Below are 20,834 nucleotides of genomic sequence, written 5' to 3'. Positions count from 1 at the left end.
TATCATTACTCTTATAGAAGTACCAGAAATTTAAAGGTAAAACAATCAACTACATGTTTATAAATCATCTAAAAAGCTTAAGAAAATTGAGCAGGCATAAAATTACCTTTAAGTAATTAACATTAACCATAAAATATAAGCAGGCATGCTGCTCAGATTTAGAAGCCATTTTACCTGACAAAATTCAGTAAAAAATGAGATAAAAATTTTTCCTGCATAGCCATTAATAATGGACCAACATAAAATATCAAAGGCAGGCTAAAGGCCACTATAAGCTACATTCTATAACATTATGATTCTTCTCAGTCCACCTCCTCTACTTGTCACGAATTCGCCTCAAAACAAGAATAACAAAAATGCTTGATAGTGCTAACAAAGTAATTTAATATTGAGAGGAAACATCAAGTCCATCAGTATAATCTTAAAGCAACGTTAACTTGGGAGTTAAAGAGCTGTTGTACTTTAGCAGTGATTATCTCTGTTATCTTAATTATCATTGATTTTGGTGCGTGCCAAGTTGAGAATAGGGTTCTATATACTAAACAAAGTCTAGATTCATAATTGGAAAAGTATATCTGAAAATGCCGTAGCTTAAATTTGTGCTGCCACTACCGAGGCAACAAAACAGTTACAAATAAAGATTCCACCATTCACCAGGTGACTCATTAGAAAAAATGGAAATTTTTTATATCCATCTAAAAAACAATCAAGAGTAGAAGCAGAGAGTTTATTCCGGAATAATTGTATCGTAAATAGCTGCCAGGATTACGTTAAGCTTAAGCAGGTTCAAAAACAATAAGGAACGTTGACCAATATATTTTATAGCTTTGCTTCATTAGCATGCCTTGAATAATCTCCTGAAATAAAAGTTTGATAAGCGTTCCTTAGTAAATTGGTGCTTATAAATAACCAACTTTGTCAAGTGCAGACTAAATTGAAAAGAAGTAGAAGGACTTCTTTAATGAAACAAATAAATCCTTCTCCCCTCTTGACTGCCCTTGACTATTTAAGACAACGCTCCAGCTAAAGCTTGTGACATTATGTCCGCACATAAAACAAAGCAGCTAAACCACTGAAGGCCCTCATTAGCTATAAATAAAATGATAAGCATTTAACAGTGCTTATTAGTTGTTCCGATTACAGAACAAACATTACTTAAACATTTTTCGGTTTGACAGTACTATTAGCTGGTTGAGAAATGAAGGAGTTAAGACAAGTATTGGTTTATAAATCTCAGCAAGAACATGCCCGATAGTTATAGTACTTGGTCACGCTAATCTTGTTGCGAATCTATATATTCCTGCTTCAATAATTGTAAAGCTCCGACTCTCCCTTCTGCTGTAGATTCCCTTTCCCTATCAAAGCCTATTGGTTGCAATTTAAGGTTCCATCTCTCATTATCATCAACTATCAGAGTATAAAGAAATCAGAACTTCAAGCGTGGTTAGCAAACATAAGAGATCATAGCTTTAAGAACAAACGAATATATTCATCTGTTGCATAAAAATATGGTTGCTCTGAAAGTAGTACTTATAAGTAAAAGCCCCATCTAAATCAAGTGCACCATTAACACAACTTTACACCTCTATACTCTGTCTTTTACAATGCTCAAATTATTAGCAAAGTGTAAAGCTTATATCTGTGTACACAGGCTTTAAAGCTTCACACTAAGATTAAATGTGTAATTAATCAATAAAAAAAGAGTTCATGTAAAAGAGAAATGAAATGCTTTTAGATACGCAGTAGTGTATAAAAAAGCACTTAAAATTGATATCTGAAAAAGCTCATGAGTAATCCACATAAGCGTAGGTATAACTGTGGACAAACGTGGGTAACTGACTTACAACTTTACACACTGTATAATTACACATGTGAAATAGCCCCGTGGAACATCTGAAAAGTGGATACAAGTGTACAAGTTTTACCACAAAAAGACATTTTCCACTTGAATGTAAAGTGTGCAAAAAGAAATACACAAAAAAGGGTAAATAGTGGAAAATCGGCTTAAGGAATTGAGAATGAAAAAAATAGAAGAAACAGCAATGTGGAACAACTGGTGAAAAAGAAAAAAGCTGTAAACATATTATAACCATTCAAGTTGAACGTATAGAGTTATCAACTTATGAACAGCCTAAATAATGAAAGAAGAATTGATTTAAGAAAACATCTTTTTAAAATAACTAGAACAGTGAATGTGTGGAAAGATGAAAAGAAAGGAAAAAGAAATGTATAAACAGGCTGGTCAAGTACCCAGAAGGGTAAAAAATAAAAGCTGTATCTTTAATTGGTTCAAGTCGAAAAACACCAAAATAAGTAAATGAAATTATTAATGTCGCTCACGCTGCCGTTTGAAGAACCGGTACTCATCTTTACATTAGTATTGCTCATCATACTGATAGCTCCCATAGTTTTAGGTAAGATGAAAATACCAGGTATAGTAGGAATGATACTAGCCGGGGTCATCATAGGGCCAAACGGATTAAATATATTATCAAGGGATGCAAGTATAGTATTGTTTGGAACAGTAGGCTTGCTTTATATTATGTTCCTGGCTGGTCTGGAAATCGACATGATCGATTTTAAAAAGTACAAAACACGCAGCCTTATATTCGGGCTAATGACCTTTATAATTCCTATAACAGTAGGAACAGCAGTTTTCTATTATTTAGAAGGCAACGCTATAAAACCATCCATACTGCTGGCAAGTATGTTTGCCCCTCATACACTATTGGCTTACCCAATTATAAGCAGACTGGGCCTAAGCAAAAACGAAGCGGTAACAGTAACCATAGGAGGAACATTAATCACAGATACTGCAGTGCTGTTTGTGCTGGCCATAATCATAAATTCTACGCAGGGCAATACAGACATATTGTTCTGGGTAAAAATGATAGCAGGGATGGCCATTTTCGTGGCAATTGTTTTGTGGGTGTTCCCGAAAATAGCAAAGTGGGTATTTAAACAACTGGAAAGCGAAAAAGGGGCGCAATACATATTTGTACTGACCATAGTGTTTGCAGCTGCTTTCTTATCAGAACTGGCAGGTATGGAAGCTATCATAGGAGCGTTCCTGGCAGGTCTGGCATTAAACCCGCTAATACCACATACATCGCCTCTCATGAACAGAATAGAGTTTGTAGGGAACAACATCTTTATTCCGTTCTTCCTGATTAGTACAGGCATGCTGGTAGACCTCACAGTATTGTTTACAGATACTAGTGCCATGTTAATTGCAGGTACCATTGTTATACTAGCGCCAGCTACTAAATATGTAGCTGCTTTTATAAGCCAGAAGCTATTTGGATTTAATGTAATGCAGCGATACCTGATGTTTGGATTAAGCAGTGCACATGCGGCGGCTACACTTGCTGTTATACTGGCAGGGTACGACATAGGCTTGCTAGGAGAAAGTGCGCTGAACGGTGCAGTAGCCTTAATATTAGTCTCTAGTGTTGTCAGCTCCTTTACGACAGAAAAAGTAGGAAGAAGAATGGCTATCGTGGAGAGCAGGCGCAAACCCGACATTAGTAATAAGCCGGACAGAATTTTGGTACCAATTGCCAATCCTAAAACCATAGAGAACTTAGTGGATTTGTCAATTATGTTAAAGAACCCTGACTATGATGAGCCCATCTATCCGTTGGCTGTGGTAATAGACAATGAACATGCAGAAGAAGAAATATATAAGAAGAATAAAATGCTGCAGGAAGCAATAAAACATGCTTCAGCCACAGACAGCGATGTGCAGTTAGTATCTAAAATTGACGTTAACGTACCAAGCGGTATACTAAGGGCCATAAAAGAGTTAATGATAACAGAAGTGGTGCTAGGGTGGAACGGGAAGATAACGACACGTGACAGGATATTTGGTACAGTACTGGACAGCCTGCTGGAAAACACTGAGCAAATGATATTGGTTTGTAAAATTATACAGCCTATTAATACAACAGAAAGGATAGTAGTACTGGTGCCGATGAATGCAGACCTTGAAAGGGGCTATTTCAGATGGGTTAAAACGTTAAGCCTGTTGTCGCAACAGCTTGGCGCTAAACTAGTATTTAAAGGTAGAAAAAGAGTATTGAATCACTTAAGGCAGACAGTAAAAAAGTCAAAGCCAGCAGTAGAAGCAGAATATGAGCCTATCACTAAATTAAGTGACCTTGAAAATCTTCGTTCCGAAATACAGGAAGATGATTTACTGGTTACCATATCAGCGCGGGAAGGATCAGTTTCACATAGCAAAGAACTGGACTACATACCAAGAATACTATCCAGAGGCTACAAGGACAACAGTTTCATTATTATTTATCCTGAACAGTTCCCTTCAATGTACCGGGGTAACTCATATAAACCTTTCGGAGATATAGATGGATCTAACCAGAGACAGGAACAGAGGTAACATTTAAACTGTAGTTAAGTAAAGGTAAATAGCAGGCATATAAACATAAGTGAAGATAAATTTCACTAAATGAACTGTTAAGGATATCAGAAAAAATATTTAAAAAAAGATAGGGGTATAAATCATAAATATCTGTTTCTCGTATCTTTGCAAAAAAAATTAAATAGTAAAATGATCAATAGAGACATCAGGTTGGGCAAAGGACTTGGTAAGATCAAGTTTGGCTTAACAATGGACGAAGTAAAAGAACTGTTAGGCGAGCCCGAAGAGATTGAAGAATCTGATGAAGAAGATGAGTTCGAGCATGAGGCCTGGAACTACTGGGAAGATGGTTATTCTTTATATTTCGATAAAGAAGACGATTACAGACTTAGCTGTATAGAAACTGCCAACAGAGAAGTGCAGTTGTGGGGAGAGCGTATTTTCGAGATGAGCCAGAAACAGGTGAAGCAGTTATTTGCTGATAATGATATTACAGATCCGGAAGAAGAGGAGATGGAAGCAGGCGAAACACGCATCTCTTACGAGAAGAAAATGATCGACCTTTACTTTGACGATGATCAATTGATAGCTGTAAACTTTGGGGTTTTCATTAATGATAACTTAGAGGTTGAGTGGCCAGAGAAGTAAACCGATAAAAAATTTACATATAAAAAGCCCCGGTAGGTATAAACCTGCCGGGGCTTTTTTGCCTATTGAAAAGTAGTTCGTTCGAGAAAGTAAGATAAAGTAATACCAGATATAGCTTTCTGTAGAAGGGAGAACATCAGAACAGAAAGAGCCGAAACTGCATTTAGTAAGCAAGCCCCGGCTCTTTCTGTTTCTGCCTCTGCCTTAAAAGCAGTTGTTCCTATTTAAAAAGGAAATTAATAATCTCTTCTTGTATAACAGGGTTAATGGCCACAGCCATAACAACAGAGATAACCAAACCAATAGTTACAGAGAGAACATCTTTACCAATTAAGTTAAAGGTTTTGGCAAACTTCACAGAGCTATCTTGGGCACGAATTCGCATACCCAGCTCACGACCGGCCAGCAAACCAACAAACACCCATGTGGTACTCATAGGCACATTGTTAATTTCTTTAAAGTAATACAGAATAATAGAGTAGATAAGGTCAATTATGGTGGCACTACGAACATCCCGAACATCAGATTTTTCATTAATGATGTTCTGGATTTTCTCACCCCGCATATAAAACATAAAGCCTAAGCCTAAGAATATAAAGCCAGCAAAAGCAATAAACTCTATGGCACTAAGCTGGCGAGGTAAGTAAACTGCAACATTTGCCAGGTCCTGAGCTAGCCAGGTGTGCCATAAGAAACCACTAATAACCCACTGCGCTATTACCCAGGAGCCATGTGCCTTACCTTTAACAAACTTCTTTAAGACCTTAGTTAGCAGTAAGTAAATTATAAGAGCAACTACAAAAGCGGCAACATAACCTAATAAGCTCTTATTTATCATACTAACAATAGCACCTGAGTTGATGGTGAACACACTTAGAAGCATAAAGGTAGTAGATACCGGTATGCGGAAGCGCGTCATCAGCAACAGGATAATAGGTGCTGCTAATTGCAGGAAAACAAAGTTATCAGGAGTTTGATCGAAGCCTTTAGAAGAAAGGCGCTGATAGGTAACGTCGCCATTAAACATGTACCAGCTGTAAAAGACAGTACCTAAAAAGATAGTGCCCATAAAAAGCCACTGCCAATACCACTTCTTGTCTTCATTAGATACTATAAATGTACCAATGGTTTGTATACTATCGTTGGCAATAGCAGAGTAACCAGCAAAGGCGAAACCAACCCACATAGCAATAGAGGCATAAGGGTAAACAACGCCTGCCACAATCATGGAGAAAGCAATAAAGTATAAAAACTTCTTTTCTTTGCGGAGAACAACATCAAAAAGGCCGTAGCGCTTTCTGAATTTATATGGTTTGGTGGGTACTATTGGCCTTTTTCCTTTTTTTGCTTTAGCCATTTCGAAAAAATTGGTGAGAAATTAAAAAACGTTGCAAGTTAGCTCAAAATGAAGATAGGGTGGATGACCCAATGTTAAGAAATTGTTAACTAGAATCTCATATAAAGATAAACCTTGCTTTAAACAGAAATACCAGGCTAGTATGAACGCATAAAAGCAATCAGAGTATGAACATTAAAAAATCAGTTACACGCAATTGACATTATAAAACACTAAAAAGTTATCTTTGCTGCATGGCGACACAAGAGAAAACAACTGTAGATAACACAGATCTGAAAGATATTATCTCCCACGCGAAGGAATATGGATTTGTATTCCCATCAAGCGAGATATATGATGGTTTAGCAGCCGTGTACGACTACGGCCAAATGGGAGTAGAGCTGAAGAACAACATTAAAACACTTTGGTGGAAGAGCATGACGCAACTTAACCAGAATGTTGTTGGTTTGGATGCTGCTATTTTTATGCATCCGCTTACCTGGAAGGCCTCTGGTCACGTGGATAGCTTTAATGATCCGATGATCGATAACCGAGATTCCAAAAAGCGTTACCGAGCCGATGTGCTGATAGAGGAGAAAGCAGCCCAGTACGAAAAAGAAGGGGATGTAGAAAGAGCAAAAGCTTTGACTGCAGAAATGGGTAAGCTGCTGGAGGCTGAAGACCTGGATGGAGTACGTAACCTGATCATCCGGGAAGACATTAAATGTCCTGTGTCAGGCACTGCTAACTGGACAGAGGTGCGCCAATTTAACCTAATGTTTTCTACACAGGTTGGTTCTGTGGCTGAAGATTCAAGTACTATATATCTGCGTCCTGAAACAGCACAAGGTATATTTGTTAACTTCCTGAACGTGCAGAAAACAGGCCGTATGAAAGTACCTTTTGGTATTGCCCAAATAGGTAAAGCTTTTCGTAACGAGATTGTGGCGCGTCAGTTCATTTTCCGTATGCGGGAGTTTGAGCAAATGGAGATGCAGTTTTTTGTTCGCCCTGGCACTGAAATGGAGTGGTATAATCAATGGAAAGAAGCTCGCAAAAAATGGCATGAAGCTATTGGTATTCCTGCTGACAAACTACGTTATCATGATCATGATAAGCTGGCGCATTATGCTAATGCAGCTGTGGATATTGAGTACCAGTTCCCGTTCGGCTTTAAAGAAGTAGAGGGTATACACTCCCGTACCGATTTTGACCTGACACAGCACCAGGAACTGAGCCGCAAAAAGCTACAATACTTCGACAATGACCTGAATGAGGAAGGTAAACCATTTGGGAATTATGTGCCTTATGTAATTGAAACATCTGTAGGCGCAGACCGTTTGTTCCTGATGACGCTGTGCAATGCTTATACTGAAGAAGAGATAACAGAAGGAGACAGCACTAAGTCCCGTACTTACCTGAAATTCCACCCGGCACTGGCTCCGGTAAAAGCAGCCATTCTGCCGCTTACGAAGAAAGACGGTTTGCCAGAAAAGGCAACTGAAGTGTTTGACTCTCTCAGATTCGACTTTAATCTGATCTACGAAGAGCGGGACAGCATTGGTAAACGATATACTCGCCAAGATTTAATCGGTACCCCATTCTGTATTGCCGTAGATCATCAGACTCTGGAAGATGATACTGTTACGGTTCGCGATCGTGACAGCCGTGAACAGGTGCGTATGCCAATCAGTGAGTTGAAGAGCTACATTGATAAAGCAGTAAACTTCAAAAGCATTTTTGAGAAACTAGCTTAAATAAAAGTATAAAACGAGAGTATGTGAGGTAGTGCGTGTCAACGTACTACCTCTCTTATTTTAATTTCCAGATGTGGAAAAGCTTTACTTTAAAGCAGATGCAAAGGGTAAACTATTATTGTAAAGATTAAGCTTTCAGGTACTTACACTTTCTAAACAAAATATAAAAGTTCAGTTTCTCCACAGTGTAGGAACCTAACACCTGTAGCAAGCATACAAAGAGAACCTAGTGTAGATTTAGGCATTCTTTATAACGTTAATTGTACTTAGTGAAGTAGTTTTAAGGAGTAGAAATTATAGTTCGGTATTTCTGTAAACAGACACTACAACGTTTTAGCTTGGGTTTGTTAATCTTCTGTGCCAGGTTTGTTGTAAGTATCGTAGCTGTCGTTATATAAAAAGAGTTATTCTTTTTTACTTTAGTTTACAAATTATGTTAAATATAAGAAAGTGTAAGCTAGAATCAGTTGTGTAAAAGAAGAGGTATAGAAGAATTAAAATAGCTCTAAAAGTCAAGTGAACACATTATTCTAGATAATTATAAACAGTATTGTAGTTATAATCGCACACACTAATAACTCGATTGACTAAAAAAGAATTCTAAAGGATCTTTATGTGGATTGACGCTTAAAGTAAAGTATTGTAAAGAGGTGTTATGCATTGAAATCTATTTGATAACCAATAACATATTTGCTGTATAAAATCTAGTTATACACATGAAAATTTTATGGTAAGTTGATGCACTTTAAAAGAAGATACCTTATGCTGGAAAGGGTGTTAATCTGTTGAAATGTCAGGCATGAAAAACAAATCTTCGTGTTCCACTGCCTCCTAAAAAGAAGAGTTATATACGAAAGCATAAAAAATGAAAAGCACTGGTTAAGCCTGGGCTACTTCTGGTAAATAAAAGAAAGACACGATCTTGTAAAGCAGTGTTGTTATAGGAATGATCTTATACTTCAGGAGGGTAAGAACGAGCAAATTTGCTAACTTTGCTGCATTATTGTATAAGATCATTATTGGCATCAAAAACAGATTAAGTTTGTTTATAAGTTATAAAGCTTAATCTGCCTGTGCATTTGATGGTGGCATTCATTATAAACATTATTATATTGCCTACTTTGCTGATTCTTTTTGGATAGCGGCAGATAGAAGCAGGACCCATATGTGCTGATAGAGCAGGTAAACGTGTTGTAGTAAAACGTTTATATTTATCTTAATCAGCTGAAACTGAAAATAGAAGAAAATCCTTAAAATGGGAAAGTACAACGAGTATAAAAATCTAAATTACGCCAAGCTTGGCGAGGACGTACTGGCATTTTGGAAAGAAAATAACATCTTTGGTAAGTCAGTAACTACACGAGAAGGTAACGAGAACTTCGTTTTTTATGAAGGACCACCTTCTGCTAACGGTACACCGGGTATTCACCACGTAATGGCTCGTGCTGTAAAAGATATCTTCTGCCGCTATAAAACACTAAAAGGTTTTCAGGTAAACCGCAAAGGCGGCTGGGATACGCATGGCCTCCCGGTTGAACTACAGGTGGAGAAAGAACTGGGTATCACCAAAGAAGACATTGGTAAGAAAATTACTGTTGAAGAATATAACCAGCGTTGCCGTGAAACGGTAATGCGTTTCAAAAATCAGTGGGATGACCTTACTGAAAAGATGGGCTACTGGGTAGACCTGAACAACCCGTACATCACCTTCGAGAATGAATACATTGAGTCTTGCTGGGCACTGCTGAAGCGCCTCTACGACAAAGGCTACTTATATAAAGGCTATACCATACAGCCGTACTCGCCAGGAGCAGGTACAGGGTTAAGCTCGCACGAGCTGAATCAGCCAGGCTGCTACCGCATGGTGAAAGATACGACCATTGTGGCGCAGTTCGAGGTGAAGAAGATCACCCGCAACATGTTCCTGTTCGATAACGAGGAGGAGAACGTGTGCTTTATTGCCTGGACAACTACCCCCTGGACACTACCATCTAACACGGCACTTGCCGTAGGAAAAGGTATCAAGTATGTAAAGGTAAAATCTTTTAACCCTTACACCTTTGAACCGGTTTCTGTTATCTTGGCAAAGGACTTGGTAAGCCGTTACTTCAGTGATAAGGCTAAAGACCTGGCCTTGGAAGATTATAAGCCGGGCGACAAGCTTATTCCTTTTAAAGTAGCAGCAGAATTTGTTGGTAGCGATTTAGCAGGTGTGGAGTACCACCAACTGATGCCTTACGTACAGCCAGACAAGCCAGCTTTCAGAGTGGTGGTAGGCGATTTTGTTACTACAGAAGATGGTACAGGTATAGTGCACATATCGCCAACTTTTGGTGCCGATGACTTTAGAGTAGCTGCTCAAAACGATATACCTGCACTGTTGGTGACGGATGAGTTTGGCAAGACAATGCCGCTTGTAGACAAGCAAGGTCGATTTGTAAAAGAAGTAACTGATTTTGCTGGCATGTATGTGAAAAACTATACAGGCGAAGATGAGACAGGTGCTGACTACAAGCCAACCGATGTTAAAATTGCCATCAAGCTTAAAGAGGAAAACAAAGCATTTAGAGTAGAGAAGTACGAGCACACGTACCCTCACTGCTGGCGTACTGATAAGCCGGTACTTTACTACCCGCTGGACAGCTGGTTCATCAAAACCACTGCCGTAAAGGATCGGTTGATTGAACTGAACAAGACTATTAACTGGAAACCAGAATCTACTGGTACAGGTCGTTTTGGTAACTGGCTGGAGAACCTGGTAGACTGGAACCTTTCCCGTTCACGTTACTGGGGCACACCACTACCTATCTGGAGAACAGAAGATGGTGACGAAGAACTATGCATCGGTTCTATAGCACAGCTGAACCAAGAAATGGCAAAAGCTGTGGAAGCAGGTGTGATGGACGCTGCCGCAGACATAAAAGATCTGCATCGCCCTTATGTGGATAACATTATTTTAGTGAGCAAGTCTGGAAAGGCAATGTACAGAGAACCAGATCTTATCGATGTTTGGTTTGACTCAGGAGCGATGCCTTATGCACAGTGGCATTACCCACTGGAGAATAAGAATACATTTGAGCAAAACTTTCCTGCCGATTACATTGCTGAAGGTGTAGACCAGACACGTGGCTGGTTCTTTACACTTCATGCGCTGGCAGTAATGCTGGAAGATAGCGTAGCTTATAAAAACGTTATCGCGAATGGTTTGGTGCTGGACAAGAACGGTAACAAGATGAGTAAGCGCTTGGGCAATGCCGTTGATCCGTTTGAGATGATCGGAAAGTATGGTCCTGATGCGGTACGTTGGTACATGATCGCAAATGCGCCGCCTTGGGACAACCTGAAATTTAATGCTGATGGTGTAGTAGAAACGCAACGCCGTTTCTTTGGTACCTTGCAGAATACGTATTCCTTCTTCGCGTTGTATGCCAACCTCGATAACTTTACCTATGCAGAGGCTGACGTTCCGTTAGAAAGAAGAACAGAGAGTGATCGTTGGATTATCTCAAAATTAAATACACTGGTGCAGGAGGTAGATAGTTACCTTGCAGATTACGATCCAACCAAAGCAGCTCGTGCCATCCAGGATTTTGTGGTGGATGATTTGAGTAACTGGTACGTGCGCCTGAACCGCAAACGCTTCTGGAAAGGCGAGTACAACGAAGATAAGATGGCTGCTTACCAGACACTTTATACTTGCCTGGAAACCATAGCTAAGCTTGCTTCGCCTATTGCACCATTCTATACAGAGCAGCTGTTCCGTGATTTGAACAGTGTGAGCGGCAGAAACAGCGTTGAGTCTGTACACTTAGCTGATTTCCCTGAAGTAGCAAAAGGTGCTGTAGACAAGGATCTGGAAGAGCGTATGCAGTTAGCACAAACAGTTTCTTCATTAGTGCACTCGCTGCGCAAGAAACAAATGATTAAAGTGCGTCAGCCATTGCAACGTATCCTTATTCCTGTACTCAGCGAGCATACGAAGCAGCAGATACAAGCTGTGGAAGATTTGATCTTGAGCGAGGTAAACGTTAAAGAAGTAGAGTACATTGACGATACTTCTGGTATCCTAGTGAAGAAAATCAAGCCTAACTTTAAGAAGCTTGGTCAGGTTTTTGGTCCGAAAATGAAACTGGTGGCCGCTGCTGTGCAGCAGATGAACCAAGAGGACATTGCTAAACTAGAGCGTGAGGGAGGTTTTGAAATATTGCTTAACGATGATGAAACAGCTGTACTTACTCCTGACGATGTCGAAATTTCTTCTGAGGATATTCCTGGCTGGTTGGTTGCCAACGAAGGTAAACTGACAGTAGCCTTAGATATCACAATTACGGAAGAATTAAAGCAGGAAGGGATTGCCCGTGACCTGGTAAATCGCATCCAGAACCTGCGTAAAGACAGTAACTTAGAGGTACAGGATAAGATCCATATTAGGGTGCAACGTTCTGCAGCACCTGAGGTAAATGCTGCTGTAGAAAATTACAATGCTTATATCTGTGCCGAAACACAGGCTTTGAGCCTGGAGTTTGTAGATGAACTGGTAGATGGCACGCTTTTAGATATCGATGAATATCAGGTGTACATACAGATTCAGATAGAATCTAATGTTACCATCTAAAAGAGAAAAAGCCGCAAGGCATGAGTTATGCTTTGCGGCTTTTATACTTATAAAAGTATATTTCCCAGCGGTAGTATTACAGAGAATGAACGCATTGCCGCTTAATAAATGCATATGAAATATTGGAAGTATTACCTGGCTAGTATTGCCGTTATCCTGGCAGACCAGGTTGTAAAGCTTGTGGTGCATTACAACATGGAAATGGGATTACCAGGAGAAATTCACCTGATCGGAGATTGGTTGAAGTTGCATTATACCTTAAACCCAGGTATGGCCTTCGGTGTAGAGCTAGGTTCTGATTATGGTAAGCTTATCCTGACCCTGTTCCGTTTAGTAGCCATGTTCGGGATCGGTTATTACCTGTATTACCTGGCTAAGCATAAAGCTCCTAAAGGTTTAATATGGTGTATAGCTCTCATTTTAGGCGGGGCCATTGGTAACCTGATCGATAGTACGTTCTATGGTGTTTGGTTTGATAATGCACCTTATGGGTCTCAGACTCCTTGGTTTCATGGGCAGGTAATAGATATGTTCTATGTAGATATATGGGAGGGTATAGTTCCAAGTTGGGTTCCAATATTAGGAGGACAACCAATGTCGTTGTGGCCTATCTTTAATGTAGCTGACTCTGCTATTTTTGTAGGTGTGTTGCTGATCTTACTGAATCAGAAACGTTTCTTTGGAACTGACTCAGAGCCAGAAAATCATAGTAACAGGACTATCGAAACACAGAAACAGCAGGAACTTTAATCTCCAATATTTAAAAACGAAAAGCGGCTATTTTTTAAAATAGCCGCTTTTCGTTTTTAAATATTGGTTGGTCTTTCAGGGTGATTTATCTGAAGCAAAAGGCTGCAAAGCTTGAAGTTTATAGCACACCTCTCTCTTTAAGTTTCGCCCGTAAATCTTCAGGAGAGGTAAAGTGAATAGAGTCTATTCCTATTTCTTGTGCCGCATGAATGTTACGTAAATTATCATCAATAAAAACAGCTTCCTCTGGCTTTACCTGGTACCTGTCCAGCAGGGTTTGATAAAAGCTTGGGAAGGGCTTACGGTCTTTTTCTGTTCCTGATACAACTACACCATCAAACCAGGTTAAAAACTCAAAACGTTCCTGGGCAATAGGAAATGTCTCTGCTGACCAGTTTGTAAGAGCGTATATCTTATATTTTTTACTGTCTTTCAATTCTCTGAATATTTCAACAGTGCCTTCTATGGCACCTCCCAGCATTTCTTTCCACCTGCCATAGTAAGCTTTAATATTTTCCTTGTGCTCCGGATACTGTGCAACTAGCATATCTGTAGCTTCTTGTAAAGGACGCCCGGCGTCCTGCTCTTCATTCCAATCAGAAGTACAAATGTTTTCTAAGAATTGAGTGATTTCAGCATCTTCCTGAAAGATCTTGCTATAAAGGTATTTAGGGTTCCAGTCGATTAAAACAGCACCAAGGTCGAAAATGATCGTGTTTGTCATAGTTTATTTAATCATGAATAAGATGATAAAAGTAGCATCTCCTGTATCGGTAAACAAACCGGAAAAGTTTTTGCAGTCGGTAAAATATTAGCTTTACATGATAATAAAACATTTATAAAAGAGGTGGATAGCTGATAGGTTGATATTAATGGCTGAAACAGCTTATCTTTAACAAAACATACACCATAATCTTTTGCTAACTCCAACTCCTATACTTCAGGTTAGAAATCTGGAAACGGTTTTCTCCACACATCGCGGCATTACTAAAGCTGTGGACAAGGTGTCGTTCGAAGTACACCCTGGTGAAATAGTAGCTATAGTAGGGGAGTCGGGGTCAGGTAAGTCAGTAACTGCGTTATCTATAATGCAGTTAATTGACACGCCACCTGGTTACATAAGGGGAGGCGAGGCTATTTTTCAATCACAGAAGCTAGGGCAGGTAGACTTGCTTAAACTTCAGGAGAAGCAAATACAGCAGGTAAGGGGTAACGAAATTGGTATGATTTTTCAGGAGCCAATGTCATCCTTGAACCCTGTTTTTACCTGTGGAAAACAAGTAGCAGAAGTGTTGCTCTTACATACTGATATTTCCAAAAAAGAAGCCCGTAACCATACTGTAGCCCTTTTTGAGCAGGCTAAGCTGCCTCGCCCAGATAAGATTTATGATGCTTATCCACATGAAATTTCAGGTGGGCAGAAGCAGCGTGTAATGATTGCAATGGCTATGGCCTGTAAGCCTGGTTTGCTAATTGCCGATGAGCCAACGACAGCCCTGGATGTAACAGTACAGGCGCGGGTGCTGGAACTGATAGATGATCTTCGGGTAAAGGAGAATGCTGCGGTTTTATTCATCACGCACGATTTAGGTGTGGTAGCCGAGATAGCAGACCATATTCTTGTTATGTATAAAGGCAAAGTTGTAGAGCAGGGAAAGGTATTGGATATCTTTACAAATCCGCAGCATCCTTATACAAAAGGCTTACTTGCCTGTCGGCCAAAGTTGTTTGCTGTACCACATGCTATATTGCCTACAGTTTCTGATTTTATGCAGGAAGATGAGCATGGAAATATTGTGGAAAAGCCAGTGCAGCAACAAAAGCCTTCTTTAGCGGGTGTAAGTAATAACTTTTCCAGAATAACTGCCAGTCCTGAGCTAAATAAAGAAAGCTATCAGCCAACCCCGCTGCTGCAAGTGGAAAACCTGAAAGTACACTTCCCGGTAAAGAAAGGCTTCTTCTCCCGCACAACTAATTATATAAAGGCTGTGGATGGCGTAAGCTTCGAATTATTAGCTGGCGAAACCATTGGTTTAGTAGGTGAGTCAGGCTGTGGAAAAACTACTTTAGGACGTGCGCTGCTAAGGTTGATAGAGCCAACTGCAGGCCGAATTCTTTTCAATGGGCAAGACTTTTCTAAACTACATCCGGAAGAGTTGCGCAAGCGTCGGCAATGTTTCCAAATGATCTTCCAGGATCCCTTTACGTCATTAAATCCCATGCATACTGTAGGTGAGGCTATTGTAGAACCAATGCGTGTGCATAAACTATATGCTAATGATAAAGAACGTCGTAAAAAAGCTGTGGAACTACTTGATAAAGTGGGACTTTTAAAAGAACATTTTCATCGTTTTCCACACGAGTTTTCAGGTGGGGAAAAGCAACGGATCAGCATTGCCAGGGCATTAGGTTTGCAACCTAAATTTATTATCTGTGATGAGGCAGTATCTTCCCTAGATGTATCGGTGCAGGCACAAATACTAAACCTGCTCAACCAGCTAAAGCAAGAGTTCCGAATAACCTACATCTTTATTACACATGACCTTTCTGTAGCCAGATACATGTCAGATCGTATTCTCGTGATGAATGAAGGCCGGATTATCGAAAGCGGAAAAACAGACGAATTATATCAGAATCCGCAACAGGAATATACGCGCACCCTCATGAGTGCTATTCCAAAAGGAGAGGCAGAAGACATTATAGCAGCTCAGAAAAGAAGAGAGACGACATAAGCGACCTTTTAATGCAGGCTTGAACCTGAACAGGAAACCGAAAGGCTTTGCTTATCAGCTGGCAGTACGCTTTTGCCGAGTTTCTTTCAGTGGAAAAGCATGAGGAACAGCCTCTCATCAGATAGTTTTCAGCACAAAGAGTCAACTTTAACGGTTCTCTTAGCCTATATATAGAAGATTCTCTATAACTTCACCATCTAATTACCCCCCTCGCTTTAACCAAAGCCCCTGTCTTAGGCGTATAGTAAAATATCCTTAGGTTAAAGAATTGGAAATGGAGAAGCTACCGGTGGGGCAGCTATCCATAATAGACGACATTGATACATGAGAAGCAAAAGCAACAAAAGAAGCGGCAAAGAAAAAGATAATGACAACCGCAATGACAGAACTAGCTCCAGAAGAGGAGGAGAGTCATCAAGAAGAAAATCATCAACAAGAGGAGAAGGCTCAGCCAGAAGAGAACCAACAGGACGTAAAGGTGCACCTAAATCTGCAAAGGCCATTGTGCTGGAGGTTTTCTCCAATAGCCCTGACACTGTATTTACAGAGCGCCAGGTAACCCGCCGCCTGGGAGTGACAGATAAAAAGGGACGCGATCAGGTAAACGAATGCCTGAAAACACTGGTGCGTGAAAACAAGCTTCTACCAATCGATGGTGAAAAATTCATGCTGAACCTGCGCGTGAACATAATTACGGGTTGCGTTGACTTAGCAAACAGCAAGTATGCCTACATTGTATCAGAGGAGACAGAGGATGATGTGCGCGTGTTCCGGGAACATCTGAAATATGCCATGGATGGTGATCTGGTAAAAGTAGAGGTGTTGCCATCGGTACGAGGTGGACGTGCAGAAGGTGTGGTGGTTGAAGTGCTGGAGCGTGTGCGTACGGAGTTAGTTGGAATTATGGAGCTGTCAAAAAACTTCGGTTTTGTGGTGCCCGACTTTAAGAAGCTTTACTTTGATGTGTTTGTTGGTGAGCGTGGACTGAATGGAGCTAACGCCGGCGATAAAGTGTTGGTTAAAATTGTAGAATGGCCTGAAGCGCCTGACAAAAACCCTACCGGAGAAGTAATTCGAATATTTGGCCCTGCGGGAGAAAATGAAGCTGAGATTCACTCAATTATGGCAGAGTTTGGTTTGCCGTTTGAGTTTCCGGAAACAGTAGAGGAAGAAGCAGACCAGATTTCTGAGAAGATAACAGCCGGAGAAATTGCTAAACGCCGTGACTTTAGAGATGTAACCACTTTCACTATAGACCCTGTTGATGCAAAAGACTTCGATGATGCCTTGTCTATTCAGAAACTGGAAAACGGGCATTGGGAGATAGGTGTACATATTGCTGATGTAACACACTATGTGCACCCACGCAGCTTACTTGAGAAAGAGGCTTTCCATAGAGCTACTTCGGTTTACCTGGTAGATAGAACCATACCAATGTTGCCGGAGCGACTTTCTAACGGCCTTTGCTCTCTTAGACCAAACGAAGAGAAATTAACTTTTTCTGCTGTGTTTGAGCTGGATGACAATGGCAAACTTTACGATTCATGGTTTGGCCGCACTGTTATCTACTCAGACCGTCGCTTTGCTTACGAAGAGGCGCAGGAGCGTATAGAAACAGGTGAGGGCGACTTTGCAAAAGAGATAAATATACTAAATGGCATAGCCCACAAGCTAAAGGATAAACGCTTCAAGAATGGTGCTATAAGCTTCGAAACCACAGAAGTTAAGTTTAAGCTGGATGAAGATGGAAGGCCGCTATCAGTTTTTGTAAAAGAACGCAAAGATGCGCACAAGCTGATAGAAGAGTTTATGCTATTGGCAAATAAAAAGGTTGCAGAGTATGTTTACAACCTTGGTAAAGGTAAGCGTCGCCCTACTATGGTCTACCGTACCCACGGTTCTCCTGACCCGGACAAGTTGAGCACGTTTTCGCTGTTTGCTCGCAAGTTTGGCTATAAAGTCGACCCAGAAGGTGATATTTCAGAAGAACTTAATAATCTGGCCGAGGAGACGGAAGGTAAACCGGAGCAAAGCGTGCTTCAGAATTTAGCAATCCGAACGATGGCAAAGGCAAAATACAGCACAGAGCCAGAAGGGCACTTTGGCCTGGCGTTTAACCATTATTCGCACTTTACGTCGCCTATTCGCCGGTACCCGGATATGATGGCCCACCGCCTGCTGCAGCACTACCTGGATGGGAATCAATCTGCAGACAAAGAGGAGTACGAAGAACGTTGTCGTCATTCATCTGAAATGGAGAAACGTGCCGCTGACGCCGAGCGTGCCTCTATTAAGTATAAGCAGGTAGAGTTTATGAAAGATACTATCGGAAACCAATACAAAGGAATTGTGTCTGGTGTCACAGAATGGGGTATCTTTGTAGAAATCGAGGAGAACAAGTGCGAGGGTATGGTAAGGCTTTCCGATCTGAATGATGATTACTATGAACTGGACTCTAATAATTATCGTATTATTGGCCGCCAAACCAAACGCATTATTTCTTTTGGTGATGAGGTAATGGTAGAAGTAAAAAGTGCTAACCTGGCCGAACGCACCATCGATTTAGAGCTGATAGAAACACTTAAACAACATTAAGCACCCTGTGGATACCTCAATCCTCTCTGAAAAGATTAACCGTACTTTATCCACCCTCCGCTATGGTGAAAGCCCTACGGAACTTTATGAGCCAATCCGTTACATTATGTCGTTGGGCGGAAAGCGGATAAGACCTTTACTCGTGCTTTTGGCGGCAAAATTATATGATGAGGATGTGGAAAAGGCTCTTTTGCCGGCTGCGGCAGTAGAGGTTTTCCACAACTTCACGCTCATGCACGACGACATTATGGATAAGGCTCCATTGCGTCGCGGGCAGCAAACAGTGCACGAAAAATGGAACTCCAACATAGCTATTCTAGCTGGTGATGTGATGTTGGTAAGGGCCTACCAGTTGTTACTAGGTGTAGCACCAGATAAACTACAAAAGGTACTGGAACTGTTCAGCAAAACGGCAGCCGAAGTATGCGAGGGCCAGCAGTTAGATATGAATTTTGAGCAACGTGAGCAGGTAAGCATACAGGAATATATCCAGATGATTACACTGAAAACAGCCGTGCTTTTAGGCTTTAGCCTAGAACTTGGAGCTGTACTTCAGGGGGCGCCTGACACGGATGCAGAACACCTGCAGCAGTTTGGCAATAATGTAGGCATTGCTTTCCAGCTTCGCGATGACCTGCTGGATGTGTATGGTGACAAAGATAAATTCGGCAAACAAATAGGCGGAGACATCCTTTCCGATAAAAAGACCTTCCTGATGCTGACTGCACTGGAGCAGGCAAGCCCCAAACAACTGGAGACCATTGTTAGCTGGCGCAATAAAACAGAAGATGCTACAGCCGAAGAAAAAGTTAAAGAAGTTACAGCCGTTTATGATCAGCTGGGCATTCGTCAACAAACAGAACAGGAGATAGATAATTATTTTCAAAAAGCGTTACAGCACCTCGATGCCGTGCAGGTACCTAAAGAAGCCAAAGTTACCATACGTACCTTGGCTATGCAGCTAATGGAGCGGGAGGCTTAAAGAAATCGCCGTAAGCATCGATACAAAAGGCACTTGGGCAAAGGGAAAAGTTTAGAAGTTAAGTATTCTCTTTGTCCAGATTCAATCATTCTTTTATTTAAAATAATTACCTAGCATGGATCTTAGCGTTACCGTTATACTTATTATTATCACAGTCGGAATTACATGGTATGCCTGGCAAAACCAAGATATAATGAACCGCTGGATATTTCAACCTTACGCGGTTCAACGCGATAACTCCTGGTATCGCTTTCTTACCTCTGGCTTTCTGCATGCCGATTTTTCACACCTGTTATTTAATATGTTCACGTTTTTCTTTTTTGGGCAGGCTGTAGAGCAGACATTTTCTTACTTATTTGGAGCAACAACCGGTGTTTTAATATATCTTCTTATTTACCTGGGTGGTATTATTGTTTCCGACATTCCAACTTACTTAAAACATCGTCATAATCCTGGGTACCGTGCTTTAGGCGCTTCTGGGGGTGTAGCCTCTGTGGTGTTTTCAAGTATCCTTTTCTACCCGACGCAAGATATATGCCTGTACGCTATCTTATGTATTCCAGGCTTTATACTGGGTGTGCTCTACCTGATGTACTCTTACTTTTCAAGAAAGCGAATGGGCGATAATGTAAACCATGATGCCCACTTTTATGGTGCTGTGTTTGGCTTTGTACTTAGTCTTATACTGGTGCCACAGGCCTTACCTAGCTTTTTTCAGCAGATTAGTACCTGGCGCTTATTTTAGTGTTATTACTTATAGTTTATATTAAAATGCAAACGCAACAAAAAGTATTGGCTAAGGCAGAACGTACTATCTGCTGAAAAATAAGTACACTTCAAAACAAATATTATTCGCGCATATCCTGCTGACAAGGTGCTATAAGATGGTTCTTCTACATGTCTTTGATAGACCTGTACAATAATATTGTACTTTTTAAAACCCAATAATTTTGCTTATCTAAGGTTACTGTGTCTATAATAGAATAATAAGCCTATAAGTTCTTCTTATTTTATAACGATATATCGGTGTTTACACGT

11 protein-coding genes are annotated in these 20,834 nt (G+C 40.6%); 9 read left to right on the top strand and 2 right to left on the bottom strand.

Annotated features, from left to right (window positions below):
- Nucleotides 1–2,317: 2,317 nt before the first annotated feature.
- Together LN995_RS19070 and LN995_RS19065 are read left to right on the top strand one after the other, a co-directional pair.
- Complete coding sequence (locus LN995_RS19070) at nucleotides 2,318–4,399, top strand: cation:proton antiporter (RefSeq protein WP_229962684.1); 2,082 nt, start codon at nucleotides 2,318–2,320, stop codon at nucleotides 4,397–4,399.
- Nucleotides 4,400–4,570: 171 nt separating this feature from the next.
- Nucleotides 4,571–5,029 (top strand): hypothetical protein, encoded by a 459-nt coding sequence (locus LN995_RS19065; RefSeq protein ID WP_229962683.1) that lies wholly within the window; start codon nucleotides 4,571–4,573, stop codon nucleotides 5,027–5,029.
- Between the two features lie 220 nt (nucleotides 5,030–5,249).
- On the opposite strand, the gene LN995_RS19060 is transcribed toward LN995_RS19065, so the two are convergent.
- On the bottom strand, nucleotides 5,250–6,386 hold the full coding sequence (locus LN995_RS19060; protein WP_229962682.1) for a hypothetical protein: 1,137 nt from the start codon (nucleotides 6,384–6,386) through the stop codon (nucleotides 5,250–5,252).
- Between the two features lie 233 nt (nucleotides 6,387–6,619).
- On the opposite strand from LN995_RS19060, the gene LN995_RS19055 reads away from it, so the two are divergent.
- From LN995_RS19055 to LN995_RS19045, 3 genes are all read left to right on the top strand, one after another.
- On the top strand, nucleotides 6,620–8,122 hold the full coding sequence (locus tag LN995_RS19055) for a glycine--tRNA ligase (RefSeq protein WP_229962681.1): 1,503 nt from the start codon (nucleotides 6,620–6,622) through the stop codon (nucleotides 8,120–8,122).
- Between the two features lie 1,255 nt (nucleotides 8,123–9,377).
- A complete protein-coding gene (gene ileS / locus LN995_RS19050; protein WP_229962680.1) occupies nucleotides 9,378–12,737 on the top strand; it encodes an isoleucine--tRNA ligase in 3,360 nt (1,119 codons plus the stop codon).
- A gap of 114 nt (nucleotides 12,738–12,851) precedes the next feature.
- A complete protein-coding gene (locus LN995_RS19045; RefSeq protein WP_229962679.1) occupies nucleotides 12,852–13,487 on the top strand; it encodes a lipoprotein signal peptidase in 636 nt (211 codons plus the stop codon).
- Between the two features lie 118 nt (nucleotides 13,488–13,605).
- Here the strand turns inward: LN995_RS19045 and LN995_RS19040 are convergent, their stop codons facing one another.
- The gene (locus LN995_RS19040; protein WP_229962678.1) at nucleotides 13,606–14,211 is read right to left on the bottom strand and encodes an HAD family hydrolase; all 606 of its coding nucleotides are present in this window, start codon (nucleotides 14,209–14,211) and stop codon (nucleotides 13,606–13,608) included.
- Nucleotides 14,212–14,404: 193 nt separating this feature from the next.
- On the opposite strand from LN995_RS19040, the gene LN995_RS19035 reads away from it, so the two are divergent.
- From LN995_RS19035 to LN995_RS19020, 4 genes are all read left to right on the top strand, one after another.
- The gene (locus LN995_RS19035; protein WP_229962677.1) at nucleotides 14,405–16,219 is read left to right on the top strand and encodes an ABC transporter ATP-binding protein; all 1,815 of its coding nucleotides are present in this window, start codon (nucleotides 14,405–14,407) and stop codon (nucleotides 16,217–16,219) included.
- 324 nt (nucleotides 16,220–16,543) lie between these two features.
- Nucleotides 16,544–18,814, top strand: coding sequence for a ribonuclease R (gene rnr / locus LN995_RS19030; protein ID WP_229962676.1), 2,271 nt, complete (start codon nucleotides 16,544–16,546; stop codon nucleotides 18,812–18,814).
- Nucleotides 18,815–18,821: 7 nt separating this feature from the next.
- Nucleotides 18,822–19,796, top strand: a complete 975-nt coding sequence (locus tag LN995_RS19025) for a polyprenyl synthetase family protein (RefSeq protein ID WP_229962675.1) — start codon at nucleotides 18,822–18,824, stop codon at nucleotides 19,794–19,796.
- 115 nt (nucleotides 19,797–19,911) lie between these two features.
- A complete protein-coding gene (locus tag LN995_RS19020; RefSeq protein WP_229962674.1) occupies nucleotides 19,912–20,541 on the top strand; it encodes a rhomboid family intramembrane serine protease in 630 nt (209 codons plus the stop codon).
- The last annotated feature ends 293 nt before the right edge of the window (nucleotides 20,542–20,834 follow it).

This window comes from Pontibacter silvestris, assembly GCF_020907275.1.
GTDB classification, from domain to species: domain Bacteria; phylum Bacteroidota; class Bacteroidia; order Cytophagales; family Hymenobacteraceae; genus Pontibacter; species Pontibacter silvestris.
The sequence above is the reverse complement of the archived record's forward strand: the minus strand, read 5'-3'. Positions and strand labels throughout refer to the sequence as shown.

What these genes read in the sequence shown, in the direction of transcription:
- LN995_RS19060 (WP_229962682.1), bottom strand. Translation starts at nt 6,386, where the DNA reads ATGGCTAAAGCAAAAAAAGGAAAAAGGCCAATAGTACCCACCAAACCA.
- rnr (WP_229962676.1), top strand. Translation starts at nt 16,544, where the DNA reads ATGAGAAGCAAAAGCAACAAAAGAAGCGGCAAAGAAAAAGATAATGAC.
- ileS (WP_229962680.1), top strand. Translation starts at nt 9,378, where the DNA reads ATGGGAAAGTACAACGAGTATAAAAATCTAAATTACGCCAAGCTTGGC.
- LN995_RS19045 (WP_229962679.1), top strand. Translation starts at nt 12,852, where the DNA reads ATGAAATATTGGAAGTATTACCTGGCTAGTATTGCCGTTATCCTGGCA.
- LN995_RS19065 (WP_229962683.1), top strand. Translation starts at nt 4,571, where the DNA reads ATGATCAATAGAGACATCAGGTTGGGCAAAGGACTTGGTAAGATCAAG.
- LN995_RS19055 (WP_229962681.1), top strand. Translation starts at nt 6,620, where the DNA reads ATGGCGACACAAGAGAAAACAACTGTAGATAACACAGATCTGAAAGAT.
- LN995_RS19020 (WP_229962674.1), top strand. Translation starts at nt 19,912, where the DNA reads ATGGATCTTAGCGTTACCGTTATACTTATTATTATCACAGTCGGAATT.
- LN995_RS19070 (WP_229962684.1), top strand. Translation starts at nt 2,318, where the DNA reads ATGAAATTATTAATGTCGCTCACGCTGCCGTTTGAAGAACCGGTACTC.
- LN995_RS19040 (WP_229962678.1), bottom strand. Translation starts at nt 14,211, where the DNA reads ATGACAAACACGATCATTTTCGACCTTGGTGCTGTTTTAATCGACTGG.